The organism is Pseudoclavibacter sp. JAI123, from assembly GCF_013409665.1.
Taxonomy (GTDB): Bacteria; Actinomycetota; Actinomycetes; order Actinomycetales; family Microbacteriaceae; genus Pseudoclavibacter.
This window is the reverse complement of record NZ_JACCCM010000001.1, coordinates 2,313,191-2,330,165: the sequence shown is the minus strand read 5'-3', so window position 1 is coordinate 2,330,165 and position 16,975 is coordinate 2,313,191. Positions and strand designations below refer to the sequence as shown.

General features: G+C 69.4%; 15 protein-coding genes. 8 read left to right on the top strand and 7 right to left on the bottom strand.

Features of this window, described 5'->3' with window-relative positions; all coding sequences use genetic code 11:
• Positions 1 to 44 precede the first annotated feature (44 nt).
• Both HDC34_RS10885 and HDC34_RS10880 read left to right on the top strand, forming a co-directional pair.
• Positions 45 to 746 (top strand): ABC transporter ATP-binding protein, encoded by a 702-nt coding sequence (locus tag HDC34_RS10885; protein ID WP_179556846.1) that lies wholly within the window; start codon positions 45 to 47, stop codon positions 744 to 746.
• A complete protein-coding gene (locus tag HDC34_RS10880; protein ID WP_179556845.1) occupies positions 700 to 2,196 on the top strand; it encodes a hypothetical protein in 1,497 nt (498 codons plus the stop codon). Before HDC34_RS10885 ends, HDC34_RS10880 begins: the two co-directional genes overlap by 47 nt.
• Here HDC34_RS10880 and HDC34_RS10875 read toward each other — a convergent pair.
• Positions 2,181 to 2,744 carry a dihydrofolate reductase family protein gene (locus HDC34_RS10875; protein ID WP_179556844.1) on the bottom strand — a complete coding sequence of 188 codons (564 nt, stop codon included), beginning with the start codon at positions 2,742 to 2,744 and terminating at the stop codon, positions 2,181 to 2,183. The genes HDC34_RS10880 and HDC34_RS10875 overlap by 16 nt on opposite strands.
• Positions 2,745 to 2,828: 84 nt before the next feature.
• On the opposite strand from HDC34_RS10875, the gene HDC34_RS10870 reads away from it, so the two are divergent.
• A complete protein-coding gene (locus HDC34_RS10870) occupies positions 2,829 to 3,872 on the top strand; it encodes an LLM class flavin-dependent oxidoreductase (RefSeq protein ID WP_179556843.1) in 1,044 nt (347 codons plus the stop codon).
• Between the two features lie 30 nt (positions 3,873 to 3,902).
• Here HDC34_RS10870 and HDC34_RS10865 read toward each other — a convergent pair whose 3' ends face one another.
• Complete coding sequence (locus tag HDC34_RS10865) at positions 3,903 to 4,466, bottom strand: dihydrofolate reductase family protein (RefSeq protein ID WP_179556842.1); 564 nt, start codon at positions 4,464 to 4,466, stop codon at positions 3,903 to 3,905.
• A gap of 43 nt (positions 4,467 to 4,509) precedes the next feature.
• Between HDC34_RS10865 and HDC34_RS10860 the strand changes: the two genes are divergently transcribed.
• A complete protein-coding gene (locus HDC34_RS10860) occupies positions 4,510 to 6,372 on the top strand; it encodes an HNH endonuclease signature motif containing protein (protein WP_179556841.1) in 1,863 nt (620 codons plus the stop codon).
• A gap of 268 nt (positions 6,373 to 6,640) precedes the next feature.
• On the opposite strand, the gene HDC34_RS10855 is transcribed toward HDC34_RS10860, so the two are convergent.
• Positions 6,641 to 7,450: a LysR substrate-binding domain-containing protein gene (locus HDC34_RS10855; protein WP_179556840.1), complete on the bottom strand. Its 810-nt coding sequence runs from the start codon at positions 7,448 to 7,450 to the stop codon at positions 6,641 to 6,643.
• 114 nt (positions 7,451 to 7,564) lie between these two features.
• On the opposite strand from HDC34_RS10855, the gene HDC34_RS10850 reads away from it, so the two are divergent.
• Together HDC34_RS10850 and HDC34_RS10845 are read left to right on the top strand one after the other, a co-directional pair.
• Positions 7,565 to 7,921: a DUF5997 family protein gene (locus HDC34_RS10850; RefSeq protein ID WP_179557159.1), complete on the top strand. Its 357-nt coding sequence runs from the start codon at positions 7,565 to 7,567 to the stop codon at positions 7,919 to 7,921.
• Between the two features lie 7 nt (positions 7,922 to 7,928).
• On the top strand, positions 7,929 to 8,507 hold the full coding sequence (locus HDC34_RS10845; protein WP_104311801.1) for an MOSC domain-containing protein: 579 nt from the start codon (positions 7,929 to 7,931) through the stop codon (positions 8,505 to 8,507).
• A 419-nt stretch (positions 8,508 to 8,926) separates the two neighbouring features.
• Here the strand turns inward: HDC34_RS10845 and HDC34_RS10840 are convergent, their stop codons facing one another.
• The 3 genes from HDC34_RS10840 to HDC34_RS10830 form a co-directional block, all read right to left on the bottom strand.
• Positions 8,927 to 10,363: an NAD(P)/FAD-dependent oxidoreductase gene (locus HDC34_RS10840; RefSeq protein ID WP_179556839.1), complete on the bottom strand. Its 1,437-nt coding sequence runs from the start codon at positions 10,361 to 10,363 to the stop codon at positions 8,927 to 8,929.
• A complete protein-coding gene (locus tag HDC34_RS10835) occupies positions 10,353 to 10,925 on the bottom strand; it encodes an MBL fold metallo-hydrolase (protein WP_179557158.1) in 573 nt (190 codons plus the stop codon). The genes HDC34_RS10840 and HDC34_RS10835 overlap by 11 nt, the downstream gene beginning before the upstream one ends.
• Positions 10,926 to 10,990: 65 nt before the next feature.
• The gene (locus HDC34_RS10830; protein ID WP_104311803.1) at positions 10,991 to 12,076 is read right to left on the bottom strand and encodes an S-(hydroxymethyl)mycothiol dehydrogenase; all 1,086 of its coding nucleotides are present in this window, start codon (positions 12,074 to 12,076) and stop codon (positions 10,991 to 10,993) included.
• Positions 12,077 to 12,104: 28 nt separating this feature from the next.
• Between HDC34_RS10830 and HDC34_RS10825 the strand changes: the two genes are divergently transcribed.
• Positions 12,105 to 13,040: a DUF4031 domain-containing protein gene (locus HDC34_RS10825; protein ID WP_179556838.1), complete on the top strand. Its 936-nt coding sequence runs from the start codon at positions 12,105 to 12,107 to the stop codon at positions 13,038 to 13,040.
• A 65-nt stretch (positions 13,041 to 13,105) separates the two neighbouring features.
• On the opposite strand, the gene HDC34_RS10820 is transcribed toward HDC34_RS10825, so the two are convergent.
• Complete coding sequence (locus tag HDC34_RS10820; protein ID WP_179556837.1) at positions 13,106 to 15,355, bottom strand: excinuclease ABC subunit UvrA; 2,250 nt, start codon at positions 15,353 to 15,355, stop codon at positions 13,106 to 13,108.
• Positions 15,356 to 15,467: 112 nt separating this feature from the next.
• On the opposite strand from HDC34_RS10820, the gene mgtE reads away from it, so the two are divergent.
• Positions 15,468 to 16,820 (top strand): magnesium transporter, encoded by a 1,353-nt coding sequence (gene mgtE / locus HDC34_RS10815; RefSeq protein ID WP_179556836.1) that lies wholly within the window; start codon positions 15,468 to 15,470, stop codon positions 16,818 to 16,820.
• Positions 16,821 to 16,975 lie beyond the last annotated feature (155 nt).

Below are 16,975 nucleotides of genomic sequence, written 5' to 3'. Positions count from 1 at the left end.
TGACGTGACTTGCTCAGGGCCTGTGGGCACGGGAGGATGATCGCATGCCAGCGGTCCGCGTCGAAGGAGCGTCCGTGAGACGCGGCGGCACCCTTGTGCTCGCCTCAGTCGAGTTCGAGGTGGCGGCGGGCTCCATATTGTGCCTGACCGGCGAGAACGGTTCTGGAAAGACCACAGTGCTGCGCACGCTCACGGGACAGGTCTCACCGAGTTCCGGCCACGTCCTCGTCGGTGGGGAACCCGTCGATGAACGGAGCCCGAAGTTCCGGCGAAGGCTCGCGGCGCTGCTCGGGTCCGTCCCCTTCTCCATGACGATGACCGCGCGGGAGCATCTCACCGCGGTGGCCGCCTCCTGGGGTGCCTCGGTCCGCGACGCCAATGCCAGCGCCGATGCGGTGCTCGTGCGTCTCGGCATCCTGGACCTTGCCGATCGCTTCCCGCACGAGCTGTCGTCCGGCCAGTTCCAGCTCCTCTCGCTGGCCACCGCACTTGCACGACCGTTCGAGGTGCTGGTGCTCGATGAGCCGGAGCAGCGCCTCGACGAGCACAGGCGCGAGCTGCTCGCCCGCATCCTGACCGAGGAGCGCGAGCGGGGAGCTGCGATCGTCGTGGCGACCCACAGTCGTCCCCTCATCGATGAGCTTGGTGCAGCCGAGCTGCGTCTCGGGGGCAGCCCCGGTGCCCGAGGCGGCACCCCGGATGACGGTCGCAGGACTGGTGGTGACGATGACCCCGCGGCGGCGTGAGGGCGCCTACCGGGTCTACCTCGCTGTCACCGTTGGGCTCATCGCCGTTGCTCCCATCGTGCGGATGCTCTTCCTCGCGCTCCTGCAACCTGCGTCGATCGGCTGGCTGACCTCTGCGGACTTCCTCGAGCAGCTTCGTCTCCTCGCGGCCGCAGTCGGCCCCGTCGGCATGCTCGTGGGTACTGTGCGAGGGCCGGCCCTCCTTGCCCCGTTCGCGACGGTGACGCTCGGCTCGAACCATCTCCCTAGGATGCTCACGCTGCGGCGCCCGTTCGTGAAGAGCCTGATCGTCGCGGCCGCGGTCTCCGCCGCTGTCGTGTGTCTGCCTGGAGCCGCGCTGGTGGTGGGCCTCGGCGCTCGGCCTCTGGCCGTGGTGGCCTGTGCTGTCGCAGCCGTGGCGGTGGCCTCGCTCGGCGTCGTGTCGGCGTTGCTCGGTCAGCTGCTCGTCGGCCCGCGGGTGTGGGCTGGCGCCCTGCTCCTGGCGGTCTGGGGTGCGTCTCCCTTCGGTGCGGGTCACTGGTTCGCGGCGGCTTGGGCCGGTCTTGTCGGCGACGCCAGTGCCGGGATCACCGGCACAGTTCTGCTGGTCGCCTCGGCGGTTGTCGCACTCGCCGGTGTGCCTTGCCTCCTCAATCGTCTGCGCGGTGACGCTCTGCTGCTGCAGGCGGGACGCCGCGAGTCGGCGTCTGTCGCGATTGCCACCGGCGAGCTGGCGGGAGCTGCGGCGACGTACCGAGAGCGCCCCACGACAGGAAGAAGGCTCAGCGCTGTGGTCGGTGGACCACGTGTCCTCCGGATGCTGGTCCGCGACGCGGTCGGCGCGATGCGGACGCCCCAGCGCACGGTTCTCGGCATTCTCGGCCTCGCGGTCGGAGCCGTGCTGCTCGGGTCGGCCACGGGACATTCGGGCGCTCCCGAGCTTGCGGGCGCGGCCGCGTCGACCGGCGCGATCGCTGGCATCGCCGCCGTCGCATCCGTGCTCATGTATCTCGCGCTGGGGACCTTCGCAGACGGCTTCCGGCACGCCGCCGACGCTGCGGTCGGCGCCGCCGTCTTCGGAACCCCGGTCGGAGAGCAGTTTCTCCTGCACGCGGTGTTCCCAGTGGCCCTCGTCGTGCTCGTCGTCGGCGCGGTCGTCGCGGTGTCAGGGGGTGGTCCGGTACCACTCCTCGTGGCCCTGGCCCTGGTCGCCGTCCGAGCATTCGATGCCGCGCGGGGTCACCTGCCTCCCCTCTTGCTGACGCCGATGCCGAGCGAGGTCGGTGACCTGTCGGTGATCGCGCGTCTCGCCTGGCAGTTCGATGACGTGCTCCTCTCCGTTGCCCTCGGTCTCGGCCTCGCGTTGCCGTGGCTGGCAGGCGCGCCGGCGCTCTCGATTGCGACTCTCGCGGTCGCGACGCTGCTGCTCGCCCTCGCGACGTCGGCGAGGCTACGTCAGGGGCGCGGGTAACGGACCTCGTAGTGCGCGTGCACGAACTGGCCTTCGACGTGCGCCGACTTCAGGTGGAGCGCATCCGCCTCGATGCGACGGGGGAGCACCGGCGCCCCTGACTCGAGGGTGACGGGGGCGATGGAGAGTCGGATCTCGTCGAGCTGCCCGGCCTCGTAGAACTGACCAGCCAGGTCGCCGCCACCGACCACCCACACATCGCCATCGCCGGCCGCCTCTGCGATCTCGCCGAAGTGGTCGCTGACGGCGCCTCGGACCAGGCGGATGTCGAGTCCTTCCGGGACCGGGAGCTCACGTGTCGTGAACACGAACGCGGGACGCTCGGCGTAGGAGTCTCGCCACTTCTCGGGATGCTCGTCGAGCCCCTCATGGTTGTAGACCCACTCGTAGGTCGTCGAGCCCATGACGAGGGCACCGACGCCCTTGAGGAACGGGCCGAAGCTGTTGTCCTCAGGCTGCTCGACCACGAACAGCCAGTCGAGCGAGTTGTCGTCGTCTGCGATGAATCCGGAAAGCGTTGTCGCGGTGTTGTAGATCACGTTCGTCATGTCGGCACGGTACCCGCGGCCACCGACAAATCCGGTGGAGGACGGACCGGGAATGCCACGCAGGGCCCGAACGCTGTGTCCTGCATGCGCAAGAACATCGGCTTCCTCTCATTCGGACACTGGCACCCGTCACCCCAGTCGGGAACACGGACCGGCGGTGATGCGCTCGTCCAGTCGATCGAGCTCGCCGTCGCCGCCGAGGAGCTCGGCATCGACGGCGCGTACTATCGGGTCCACCACTTCGCGCGGCAGCTGGCCGCGCCGTTTCCGCTGCTCGCAGCCGTCGGGGCGCGCACGAGCCGGATCGAGATCGGCACGGGCGTCATCGACATGCGCTACGAGAACCCCCTCTACATGGCGGAGGAGGCCGCCGCGGCCGACCTCATCAGCGCCCACTCCGGCGGAGAAGGCCGACTGCAGCTCGGGCTGAGCCGTGGCTCACCGGAGCCTGCCCGGAACGGCGCGCACGCGTTCGGCTTCACCCCGCCGGAGGGGAAGACCGACGACGATCTGGCCCGCGCGAAGACTGAGCTGTTCCGCGCGGCCATCACGGGTGCAGGTCTAGTCGAGGGCAACCCGCAGATGACGGGATCCAAGGCCCCACTGCCCATCCAGCCGCGCTCGGCGGGCCTCGACGACCGCATCTGGTGGGGTTCCGGGAGCCGTGCGAGCGCGGTCTGGGTCGCCGAGCAGGGCATGAACCTCATGAGCTCGACCTTGCTCACCGAAGACACCGGTGTGCCATTCGACGAATTGCAGGCCGAGCAGATTCAGGGCTTCCGTGACGCGTGGGCGGCTGCAGGACACGCGCGCGAGCCGCGCGTCTCCGTCAGCCGCAGCGTCATTCCCATCACGACCGATGAAGACGTCACCTACTTCGGGGGACGCGGCGGCAGCGAAGGCGACCAGGTCGGCATGCTGGAGGGCATGCGCTCTCGGTTCGGGCGCACGTACCAGGGTGCCCCTGACCGCATCGCCGAAGAGCTGGCAGCGGACGCGGCGGTCCAGTCCGCAGACACGCTCCTGCTCACGGTGCCGAACCAGCTCGGAGTCGCCTACAACACGCGCCTGCTTGCGACCATCGCCGAACACATTGCCCCCGCGATCGGCTGGTCGCGGAAAGCATGATGGTTCAGGTCATCGCCGCGGCGGCCCAGATCACCGGATGACGCGGTAGCGGAGGTGCACGACCCCTGATTCGAAGGTGCGCGAGTCCAGCAGCTCAAGCGCTGTGCGGCGGTTGTTCCGGGAGAAGAACGGGGTTCCGCCTCCCACGAGGACCGGGCAGATGCGAAGCAGGTATTCGTCGATCAGGTCGAGGTCGGCGACCTGGTGTGCGAGTTCCGCGCCACCGATGGCGATCGCGCCATCACCTGGCTCGTTCTTCAGCTGGGCGATCTCCTCGGCGAGCGTGCCGCCAGCGATCCGAGTCTTGCCGCGGACCTCGGCGATCGTGTTCGAGAAGACCACTTTCGGGAGGGCACGCCAGAGCTCTGCGAACTCCTCCTCGAGTTGCCCGTACTCTCGCTCCTCATCGGTGGGCTCCCAGTAGACCATCGTCTCGTAGAGCCGACGCCCCATCAGGTGGGCGTCGGCACCACGAACCTCGTCGGTCGCCATGCGGAACACCTCCTCGCTGGGGTCGCCCCAGTCGAAGCTGCCGTCCTCGTCCTTGATGTAGCCGTCGAGCGTGAGGGCGAGTGAGTACGTGACCTTCCGCATGAGCGAACCTCCTTGTTCGAGGGTCTGAACCTACCACCGGCGAATGGTGCCGCTCGAAGCGTGCGAGTGGTGCGCGAGACACGCACGGGACCTGGGCTTTTCTGCTGGATTTTCCGCGGCCGCCTTAAATGTCGGTGGTCCGGTCCAACATGCAGGTATGTACTCGTACGACGGTGAACCGCTGAAGGTCCTGGGGCTTGACCCCCACGACCCGGCTTCGGTCGAGGCGTGGCGGAAGTTCCTGCTGGACTGGGATGCGGACCTCGCTGTCATGGCAGCCATCGTGGCTGCCGACCAGGTGCGGGTACGCGCGAAGTTGGCGGAGATGGCGTCGGTTCTCGATGCGCTCGACGGCACCGCGGAGCATGCCATGCACGTGCAGTCGGTCGCGGCGGAGGTCGCATTGATCGAGCAGGTCGGGCAGTCGGCGGCCGAAGGCGCGCTGTCGGATGCTGGCATCGCCGTTCGCGAGTTCCCTGGTCTGGTCGATGCGCTCGGTGAGGGGAGCATCAGCGAAGAGCAGCTGCGGGTGCTCACGGGTGCCGGGTTGTCGGTCTCGCATGTCGATTCGGTCGAGCAGGGGGCGCGGCGGGGAGAGTTCGTGCGGGTGATGCTCGCCGAGCTGGGCTCGCGTGTGCTGCCGCCGAAGGCGCTGCGGATGGCCGCGGCTCGGGTCGCGGAGTCGCTGACGGAGGAATCGGTGTCCGAGCGGCACGAGCGGGCGCGGAAGACCCGCTATGTGTCGGTGACGGCAACGGAGAACGGCATGTGCCTTCTGCGGGCGAGGCTCCCGCTGATCGAGGGGACGGCGATCGCCGACCGGCTGCGGAAGCAGGGCAAGGCGCTCATCAAGGCGCGACCGAAACCCGCGAACGCGAAATTCGCCAGGAGCGCGACGAGCGCCGGTACAGCCGGGAGGCGAGGCCCGTTCGGGGCAGGGGCAAATGCCGATGCCGATGCCGCTGCTGGCGCCCGCGCCGAGGCGCATGTCGATGTCGACGCCCGCACCGATGTCGCCGCCGATGTCGACGCCCGTGCCGACGCCCATGTCGATGCCGGCGCCCACGCCGATATCGACGCAGCTGCCGACCCCGCCGTGGATGCGCCCGATGAGCGCACCATCGGCGAGGTCAAGGCCGACCTGTTCGCGGATATGCTGCTCACGTCCGACCCGATGTCCTGCGCCACTGCGGCGGGCATTCAGGCGAACGTCGCCTTCACGATCCCGATCCTCTCTGCCCTCACCGCGCCGGGAAGAAACGGCGCGGCCCGTGATGCCAGTGCTGTTGCCGGTGCCGGCGTGAGCGGCCCTGATGGTACGGGCGGCGTCGTTGCCGGCGCCAGCCGCGCGTCAGGCGCTACCCGCCTCACCCCGGCTCCAGCTCTGCTCGACGGCATGGTCCCGGTTCCGCTCGAGGAGGCGATGCGTCTCGCCGCGAATGCGCCGTCGTTCCTCCGGATCCTCACCGACCCGATCACGGGCACCGTCGAAGCCGTCGACAGCTATCGCCCTACGGCGGCCATGCGGAACTTCCTGGCCGCGCGCGACATCCACTGTCGCTGGCCCGGTTGTCGACAACCCGCCGCGAGATGCGACCTCGACCACACCCACGCCTGGGAACACGGCGGCACCACAACCCTGGAGAACCTCTGCGGGCTCTGCGAACACCACCACGTCATGAAACACTCCACCGCCTGGAGTGTCGAACAACTCGGCGGCGGCATCCTCGACTGGCGCACCCCAAGCGGCAAAGCGCGCACAGACAGACCCGAGCACCACGACGTCTACTTCACCCCCAACGACGACTACCTCACGCCGGGAGAGTCATCGCCAGCAAACCGCGGGACGAGTCCGCCCGCTGCCGAGCCCCCGGAAACGAGAGCAGCAGATGAAGCTCCGTTCTGACCGAGGCCCCAGGGTTCGCGGCCCGGCAGCGCGGACAGGCGCTACCGATTGGCGACACGCTTCGGTTGGCCGGGCGACACCGCTTCGCCGGGCGACAGCGGTTGGCCGGGTGACACCGCTTGGCCGGGTGACAACGGTTGGCCGGGCGACACCGGTTGGCCGGGCGACACGACATGCGCCGTGTGCCCCTGATTCGGCGCCTGGCGCGCGCAGACCCGACGGAGGAGGACGGGCAGCGTCCGAGACGCGTACAGAATCTTTGCCGGGCTTAGCGGCGTTTGCGCTTCCCGCCCGAGCCGCCAGCCTTGGCCCGCTTCGCAGCCAGCTGGGCGCCACGGCTCGTGCCGGACGACGTGCCGATCCGCTTTGCGGTCGCCCGCTTCTTCTGCTGCTCCTTCACCCGGCGCTCAGCCTCGGCGAGCGCCTGCTGCTCCTCCCGCTGCAACGCCGCCGACTTCGCGCCCGTGCGGCCTCGCGAGCTCCCGGCCGTCCGTCCCCGGACGATGCCCACGAACTCCTCCGTGTCGAGGCGATCATCCTCAGCGGCCCAGATGATCGACACCGGAACCCGGGGGAGATCGCTGATGACCCGGTAGGTGACATCCTTCCGCGCGTGCTGCCGAGCGACGGACTGCGGAACGACGGCAACTCCAGCGCCTCCAGCCACCAGCTCCATCGCATCCGCCGCGTCGGTGGTCATGGCCGACGCGCCCGAGTCGAGACCGAGCCGCTCAGCGGCCTCCGCCCAATCCGGCGTCCAAGCTGCCAGCACCAGCTGCCAGTCGTCGAGCTCCTCGAGCCGCAGCGGCTCGTCGACATCGAGGTCCGACTCGACGGCGACCACGGCCACCACATCCTCGGCGAACAGGTCGATGGCGTTCACGCCATCACGGTCGAAGGGATGGCGCACGAAAGCGACCTGCGCAGCATCGTCGAGGACAAGCTGGCGAGCCTCGGCCGCGTGCACGGTCGTGAACTCCAGCGGCGTCTCCGCTCGTCGCTCCTCCCACACACGAGACCACTTGCGTGGATTGATGCCGGGGGCGAGAGCGACCGTGAGGTGCGTCGGAGTCTCCATGCCCGCAAGGCTACTGGGTACGATGCACAGATGAGCGAATCAGAGGGCACCTCGACCGACAACCAGCCGACGGACGAGAACCAGACCGCAGCCGAGCGCGGTTCCGAACAGACCATGAAACCGGCCACCGCAGCCAAGAAGCTCGGCATCTACCTGCCGGCCACCCCGGGGACGTTCCAGGAGACCCCGCTCACCCGCAGCGCCTTCCTCGAACTGCAGGAGACCCCGCCAGAGTGGCTCCAAGAGCTGCGCCGCACCGGCCCCCACCCGCGCGACGTCGTCGCCCGCAAACTCGGCATCACCAACTCCGGCCTCGCCAGGGGCGGCGTCACCGAAGCACTCACGACCGCCGAGATCCAGGCGCTCCTCGAAGAGGCCCCGTCATGGCTCTCCCACGAGCGCGGCGTCCAGGCGAAGGTCCGCGCCGAGGACGCCCGCGTCGCCAAGCTGCACGCCAAGCGCGCCAACTGAGCCGACTTTGGCCAGTCTGCTCGCCGTCTGCGCCGTCGCGCAGCTCCGCCGGGACCCCGGCGCCATCGGCGTGACCGCCATCGACAAGCGCCCCGTCGATGGGGCCGTCAAGGTTGGCCGCTACGGGGTCTACGGCGACGTGCAAGCGGACCGCAAGCATCACGGCGGCCTCGACCAGGCGGTCTACGCCTACTCTCAGTCCGACGCCGACTACTGGGCGGCAGAGCTCGGACGAGACCTCCCACCGGGGTTCTTCGGCGAGAACCTCCGCATCGACGGGCTCGACGTCAACGAGCTCCGTGTCGGCGACACCCTCCGCATCGGCGACCCGACCTCGGCGAGTTCGTCCCGCAGCGTCGAGCTCGTCGTCACCGCCCCACGGGTTCCGTGCCAGACCTTCGCCCGCTGGGTCGGCGGCCACGACGAACGTGGCTGGGTCAGACGATTCGGCTCGACCGGCCGTGTTGGCGCGTACCTGCGCGTCGCGAAGACGGGCAGGGTCGCCGCGGGTGACGCCATCGAGATCGTTCCGGGTGCCGTCGGAGCGCCGACCGTGCGAGAGGTCTTCGCCGGCGCTGGCGCCTGAAGCCGGGCCCCGCGTCAGGAACGCGACGGACAGGCACCTACGCAGGCGCCCAAGGCAGGCAGTCAGGGCAGGAGTCCAAGGGCAGGCACTCAGGGCGGGAGCCCGAGGGCAGTCGTCGGAGGGCAGGCCCTCAGGGCAAGCGTCCGTGGGCAGTCGTCTGAGGGCAGGCCCTCAGGGCAAGCGTCCGTGGGCAGTCGTCTGAGGGCAGGCCCTCAGGGCAGGCGCCCGAGTGCAGTCGTCTGAGGGCAGGCCCTCAGGGCACGCGCCCGAGTGCAGGCGCCCGAGGACAGGCGAGCGCGGACACTCGCCCAAGGCAGGCGCCCGAGGATAGGGGCCGGGGGCAGGCGAGCGTGCATCGAGCACCCGCCCCCGTGCCGCCAGCCCCCGGGCCGCCCAGCGCTGCCCCCGTGCGCCGTCCGCTACTCGGGGCGCCCGTAGGCCTCGAGGAGACGCAGCCAGAGTTCGCTCATCGTCGGGAACGACGGCACCGCGTGCCAGAGCCTCGACAACGGCACCTCCCCGACGACTGCGATCGTCGCCGCGTGCAGCAGCTCGCCCACGTCTGGCCCGACCATGGTGAATCCGACGATGACGCCTCGGTCCTCGTCGACGACCATCCGGGCCGTGCCCTCGTATCCCTCGGCGTGCAGCGACGCCCCGGAGACCTTGGCGATCGGGACGTCGACCGACCGCACACGAAGGCCCTGCTTCTCCGCGGCCGTGCTCGTGAGACCGACCGCCGCGACCTCGGGGTCCGAGTAGACCAGCTGCGGCACCGCGACGTGGTCGGCCGTGGCCACGTGGGCGCCCCACGGCCCGTCGTCGAGAGCACGGCCCGCGGCCCGAGCCGCGATCGCGTCGCCTGCAGCCCGAGCCTGATACTTGCCCTGGTGGGTGAGGAGCGCGCGATGGTTCACGTCGCCCGCCGCGTACAGCCAGTCGCTGCCTCGCACCAGCATCGTGTCGTCCACGTCGATCCACGAACCAGGCTCGAGCCCGGCCACCTCGAGGCCCACGTCGTCGGTGCGCGGGACGCGGCCCGTCGCGACGAGCAGCTCATCGCTCTCGAGGACGCGACCATCGTCAACACTCACCGCGACGCGGCCAGCAGCGTCCCGGGTCACGCTCGACGGCGAAGCGCCGAGGATGACCTCCGCACCCCGGGAGCGCAGGGCGTCAGCCACCGCCTTCCCGGCGAACTCCTCGAACCCGCCGAGCACGCGGCTCCGGACGAGCAGCGTCACCTTCGCACCGAGGTCCGTGTACGCGGTCGCGATCTCGACCGCCACGACACCACCGCCGATGATCGTGATCGACTCGGGGATGCGCTTGACGGCGGTCGCCTCTCGGCTCGTCCACGGGGACGCGTCGGCGAGGCCGGGGATATCGGGCAGCAGCGCCGCCGAACCGGTCGCGATGACCACGGCGACCCTCGCCGCGTACGTGGTGTCGCCGACGGTGACCTGACGTTCTCCCGTCAGACGCGCGTGCCCGCGGACCAGATCGATGCCTGCGCCAGACAGCCACTTCACCTGACCCTCGTCGTCCCAATCGGAGACGTAGGAGTCGCGCCGGGCGAGAACGGCCGAGACGTCGAGGTCGCCGGTCGCGGCTTCCCGAGCGCCGGGGACCGCGCGCGCCGCGCGGAGCGCTGAACCGCTGCGGAGGAGCGCCTTCGACGGGATGCATGCCCAATACGAGCACTCGCCGCCGACGAGCTCCTTCTCGACGATGAGCGCCTTGAGGCCGCCACGCACCGCGCGGTCCGCGACGTTCTCGCCGACTGGGCCCGCGCCGATCACGATCACGTCGTAGGCGGATGCGTCGGCTGCCCCGGCCTGTGTGTCAGTGACCACGCGCGATCCATTCCTCGAGATGCCCAGCTTCCGCGCCGATCGACGTCGCGTCGCCGTGTCCCGTGAGCACCGTCGTCTCCGGGGGCAGGGTCAGCAGCCGCTCCGAGATCGAGGCGATGATCGTCCCGAAGTCGCTGTAGCTGCGTCCCGTAGCGCCCGGGCCGCCGTTGAAGAGCGTGTCGCCGCTGAAGAGCGTTCCGAGCGCCGGCGCGTAGAAGCACACCGACCCGGGCGAATGGCCCGGGGTGTGCAGCACCTGCAGGTCGACCTCGTCGATCAGGATGCGGTCGTCGTCGGCGAGCTCGATGTCGGGTGCCGTGTCGGGGTAGACGGCGTCCCAGAGCATCCGGTCGCCGCCGTGCAGCGCGATGGGCGCGTCGACGAGAGAAGCGAACTCCCGTGCCGCCGCGATGTGGTCGTCGTGCCCGTGCGTGAGGAGGACCCGGCGCACGCGCCGATCTCCCACCGCGTCCCGGACCGCCTGCGCGTCGTGGGCAGGGTCGATGACCACCACGTCGTCGTCGTCGCCGACGAGGTACACGTTGTTGTCGACGTCCCACATCCCCCCGTCGAGGGAGAACGTGCCGCTCGTCACGATGCGATCGATGCGCACCTTCCCGTGGCCGCTCACAGCTCCACCACCGATCGGAGGACGGTGCCGTCCTTCATCCGCTCGAACGACGCCTCGATGTCCTCGATCCCGATGCGCTCCGACACGAACGCGTCGAGGTCCAGCCTGCCGAGACGGTACTGCTCGACGAGCATCGGGAAGTCGCGGCTCGGGAGGCAGTCGCCGTACCAGGAAGACTTCAGCGAACCGCCTCGACCGAACACATCGAGCAGCGGGAGCTCGAGGCTCATCTCGGGGGTCGGCACCCCGACCAGGACAACCCGGCCAGCGAGGTCGCGCGCGTAGAACGCCTGCTTGTACGTCTCCGGCCGTCCGACCGCTTCGATGACGACGTCGGCGCCGAAGCCGCCCGTGAGGGCGCGGACGCCCTCGACGACGTCCTCTTCGCGGGAGTTGATGGTGTGGGTTGCGCCGAAGTGCGCCGCACGCTCGAGCTTCGCCGCGTCGATGTCGACGGCGATGATCGTGGTGGCCCCTGCGAGGGCGGCACCGGCGATGGCCGCCATGCCGACGCCACCGCAGCCGATGACCGCGACCGACTCGCCGCGCTTCACCTCACCGGTGTTGATCGCGGCTCCGATGCCGGCCATGACACCGCAGCCGAGGAGGCCGACCGCCGCCGCGTCCGACTCCTCGTCGACCTTCGTGCACTGTCCGGCGGCGACGAGCGTCTTCTCGATGAAGGCGCCGATGCCCAGCGCGGGGGAGAGCTCGGTCCCGTCCTCGAGCGTCATTTTCTGCGTCGCGTTGTGCGTGTTGAAGCAGTACTGCGGCTGCCCCTTCGCGCAGGCGCGGCACTCGCCGCACACGGCGCGCCAGTTCAGGATGACCCGGTCGCCGACCTCGATCTCGGTCACACCCTCGCCGATCGCCGACACACGACCCGTGGCCTCGTGACCGAGCAGGAACGGGAAGTCGTCGCTGATCCCACCCTGCTGATAGTGGAGATCGGTGTGACAGACACCGCTCGTGATGATGTCGACCACGGCTTCGCCTGGCCCCGGATCGGGGACCAGCACCGTCTCGATCGACACCGGTTCGTTCTTGCCACGGACAACTGCACCTTTGACACGGGAGACCATGTGGCAAGGGTAGTCGTAGTCTCTCTGGATGGTCATCCTGATCGATCCGCCCGTCTGGCCCGCGCACGGCACGACCTTCTCGCATCTCGTCTCCGACTCGGCCCTCGGAGAGCTGCACGAGTTCGCGGCGCGGGCCGGCATTCGAGACCGGGCGTTCGACGTCGACCACTACGACGTGCCGGCCGAGCAGTACGAGGCCCTCGTCGCGCTCGGGGCCGAGCCGGTCTCGGGCTCCACGCTCGTGCGCCGCCTCGTCGCCGGTGGCGTGCGGGTGCCAGCCAGGGACCGGCCGAAGCGAGCCCGCCTCACCCTGATGCGCCGCTGGGACGAGCTCGGAATGGGGGACGATCAGCAGTCGGCGACGGATGCTCTCCGTGACGACCTGCTCGACGCCTGGTCAGGCCCCGCCCGCCACTACCACGACGCCACACACCTGCTCTCGGTGCTCGACGCCATCGACACCATGCGCCTCCGGGCCGCCGAGCTCGGCGCCTCGCTGAGCGAGCGGGAACTGCTCACGGCCCGACTCGCCGCCTGGTTCCACGACGCCGTCTACGAGGGCGCCGCGGGCGACGACGAGCGAGCGAGCGCCGCCCTCGCCGTGGAGCGGCTCGGCGCCCTGGGCCTGGCACCCGAGCTCGTCGGCGACGTCGAGCGCCTCGTGCTGGCGACGATCGACCACGAGGTCCAGCGAGGGGATGCGGCGGGAGAGATCCTCATGGACGCGGACCTCGCCGTGCTCGCCAGGACCGAGGACGGCTACGCGCGCTACGTCGCCCTCGTGCGGCGCGACTACGCGCACGTCACCGACGAGCGGTGGCGCGTCGGCCGAGCGTCGGTGCTTCGCGCGCTCCTCGGATCAGCACGCCTCTTCGTCTCGCCCGCGGCCCCCGAGGACTGGGAGCCGCGAGCACGACGCAACCTCGAGCGCGAGCTGAAGGGTCTCGAGGCGAGCGCGAGCTGACCGGCCGCGCCGGCTGACCTGCGTCGGCCCCTCAAGCCGCCGCGCGAGCGGCTGCCTCCGCGCCTCTACGCGCCGACGTAGCGCGCCAGATGCTGCCCGGTGAGCGTCGAGGAGTCGTCGACGAGCTGCGCAGGGGTTCCCTCGAACACGACGGAGCCCCCGTCGTGCCCGGCACCCGGCCCGATGTCGATGATCCAGTCGGCGTGCGCCATGACGGCCTGATGGTGCTCGATGACGATGACCGACTTCCCCGACTCGACGAGCCGGTCGAGGAGCGAGAGCAGCTGCCGCACATCCGCGAGGTGCAGGCCCGTCGTCGGCTCGTCGAGCACGTAGACGCCGCCCTTCTCGGCCATGTGGATCGCGAGCTTGAGGCGCTGGCGCTCACCGCCCGAGAGCGTCGTGAGCGGCTGGCCGAGGCCGAGATAGCCGAGCCCGACGTCGACGAGCCGCGCGAGCACCTTGTTGGCCGGTCCCGTGGCGAAGAAGTCGTGGGCCTCGTCGATCGACATCGAGAGCACCTCGCTGATGTTCTTCCCGTCGAGCGTGTACTGCAGCACCTCAGCCTGGAAGCGCTTCCCTTCGCACTCCTCGCAGACGGTCGACACGGCCGCCATCATCGCGAGGTCGGTGAAGATCACCCCGAGGCCGTTGCACTTCGGGCAGGCCCCCGACGAGTTCGCGCTGAACAGGCCGGGCTTGACGCCGTTGGCCTTCGCGAAGGCCGTGCGGATCGCGTCCAGCACCCCCGTGTACGTGGCCGGCGTGCTCCGTCGAGACCCGCGGATCGACGTCTGGTCGACGACCACGACGTTCGCCGACTTCGGGAGAGACCCGTGGATGAGGGAGCTCTTGCCTGACCCGGCGACTCCGGTCACGACCGTGAGCACCCCGAGCGGGATGTCGACGTCCACGTCCTTGAGATTGTGGCGCGTCGCGCCGCGGATCTCGAGGCTCGACGTCGAGGTCCGCGTCGTCTCCTTCAGCGAGACGCGGTCGTCGAGGTGCTTGCCCGTGAGCGTGCCAGAGACGCGCAGCCCCTCGACCGTGCCTTCGAACATCAGCTCGCCGCCGCCCGAACCTGCACGCGGGCCGAGGTCCACGACGTGGTCGGCGATCGCGATCGTCTCCGGCTTGTGCTCCACGACGAGCACCGTGTTGCCCTTGTCGCGCAGGCGCAGCAGCAGCTCGTTCATGCGCTGGATGTCGTGCGGGTGCAGCCCGACCGTCGGCTCGTCGAACACGTAGGTGATGTCGGTGAGGCTGGAGCCGAGGTGGCGCACCATCTTCACTCGCTGCGCCTCACCGCCGGAGAGGCTGCCTGATTCGCGGTCGAGGCTGAGGTAGCCGAGCCCGATGTTCACGAGCGAGTCGAGGGTCTCCTGGAGCGTCGCGATGGCGGGCGCCACCTCCGGGTCCTGCACGCCCGCCATGAAGACGGCCAGGTCGCTGATCTGCATCGACGAGCAGTCGGCGATGTTCGTGCCGTCGATGCGGCAGGCGAGGGCCGCCTGGTTCAGGCGCGCCCCCTCGCAGTCTGGGCAGGCTGTGAAGGTGACAGCCCGATCCATGAACGCGCGGATCGCCGATTGGACCGCCTCGGGGTCTTTCGACAGGATCGACTTCTGGATGCGCGGGACGAGCCCCTCGTACGTCATGTTCATGTTGAGGGCGGGAACATGGACCTTCGTCGCCTCCTTGTAGAGGAAGTCCTGGAGCTCCTGGTCGGAGTACTCGGCGACCTTCTTGTCGCCGTCGAGGAACGGCGCCTCGGAGTAGCCGCGCACCATCCACCCGTCAATCTTGTAGCCGGGGATCGTGATGGCGCCCTCGTTGAGCGACTTCGAGCGGTCGACGACCTCGTCCAGATCGAGGTCGGTGACGCGGCCGATTCCCTCGCAGCGCGGGCACATGCCCTCCGCGAGGTTGAAGCTGAAGTGTCCGGCCGGCCCGGCCGAGGGCGTCCCGAGCCTCGAGAAGATGATGCGCAGCATGGTGTGCGCGTCGGTGGCCGTGCCCACCGTGGAGCGCGCGTTCGAGCCCATCCGCTCCTGGTCGACGACGATCGACGCGCTCAGCCCCTCCAGCACCTCGACGTCGGGCCTCGCCAGACTCGGCATGAACGACTGCACGAACGCGGTGTACGTCTCGTTGATGAGCCGCTGGGATTCCGCGGCGATCGTGCCGAAGACGAGCGAGCTCTTTCCCGAGCCGGACACGCCGGTGAAGACCGTCAGCTTGCGCTTCGGGATGTCGACGTCGACTCCCTTGAGGTTGTTCTCGCGAGCACCGCGAACGCGGATGGTTTCATACATGCAGTGATCGTAGCGAGCGGGACGCGGATCGGAGCGGGCAGCCGGACCTTGGTATGGACCGGATGCGGCGCGGGCAACCGGCGCGACGCCTCAGTGTGCTTGCATTCCCCATATGCCCCCGTTCCACTCTCTCGATGATCTCGTCGAATTCGTGACCACCGAACTCGCCCGCGGAGACCTCAGCGCTGTCGCGTCTGCGCTGGCGAACGCGCCGATGCCCGACGTCGCCGTGCTGCTCGAACGGCTACCTGCCGGCGACGCCGGGGTCGCGTTCCGGCTCCTGCCGAAGGACGAAGCCATGACCGTCTTCGAACGCATGGACGCACCCGCGCAGCGCGAGGTCGTGACGCAGCTCTCCGATACCGATGTCGCGAGGGTGTTCTCGGAGCTCGACCCCGACGACCGGGTCGCCCTCATGGACGAGCTCCCGGCGAAGATCGCGAAGCGGCTCATCCAGGAGCTGCCGGCGGATGAGCGCGGCGAGACGGCCATCATCCTGGGCTACCCGGTCGGTTCCGTCGGCAGGCGCATGACCCCCGACTACGTGCACGTCTACCCGCACGAGCTCGTCAGGGTCGCCCTTGAGCGCATCCAGCAGCGTGGCGGCAGCGCGGAGACCATCTACACGATCCCCGTCATCGACGACGGGCGGCACCTCCTCGGTGTCGTGAGCCTTCGGGAGCTCTTCTTCGCCGGCCCTGACGACACGGTCGAGAAGCACATGGCGACGGCCCTCTACGCGCACGCCGACGACGACGCTGAGGTGACCGCACGCACCCTGGTCGACCGGGGCGTTCTGGCCATGCCGATCGTCGACCGCGAGAACAGACTCATCGGGCTGCTCACGAGCGACGACGCCCACCGGATGGTCGAGGCCGCTCGAGACGAGGACGAGGCTCACGCGGGCGCAGCCGAACCCCTCCGGCGCCCGTATCTGACGACACCGGTCTTCGCCGTCGTCCGCTCCCGGATCGTCTGGCTGTTCGTGCTGGCGGTTTCCGCGATCCTGACGGTGAGCGTGCTCGAGCTCTTCGAGGCGACCCTCGAGCAGCAGGTGGCGCTCGCCCTGTTCATCCCGCTCCTGACCGGCATCGGCGGCAACACGGGTTCCCAGGCGGCGACCACGGTCACGAGAGCCCTCGCGATGGGGGAGGTACGCCCCAGGAACGCCTGGCCGGTCGCCCTCAAGGAGCTGAGGACCGGAGTCGTCCTCGGTGTCACCCTCGGGGCAGTCGCTTTCGCCGTGGCGACGACCTTCTACGGTGCCGGCATCGGCACGGTCATCGGGCTCACCCTGCTGTCGGTCTGCACGATCTCGGCGACCGTCGGCGGCGTCATGCCGCTCGTCGCGAAGTCCATCGGGGTCGACCCCGCCGTGTTCTCGACGCCATTCATCTCCACGTTCTGCGACGCGACGGGACTCATCGTGTACTTCTCCATCGCCAAGTCGGTTCTGGGCATCTGAGCCGAGACACGCCCGAGCGAACGCAATCCAAGAATGCGCTCCGTCAGCCCGAGACCCGGTGAATTCATGGTCGTTCGCGCGCTTTCGCGTCGCAAATAGGAGAAATGGGGCAGCAAAACCCCCGCTTGATCTCCGAATCCGGCGAAGCGGCCCGG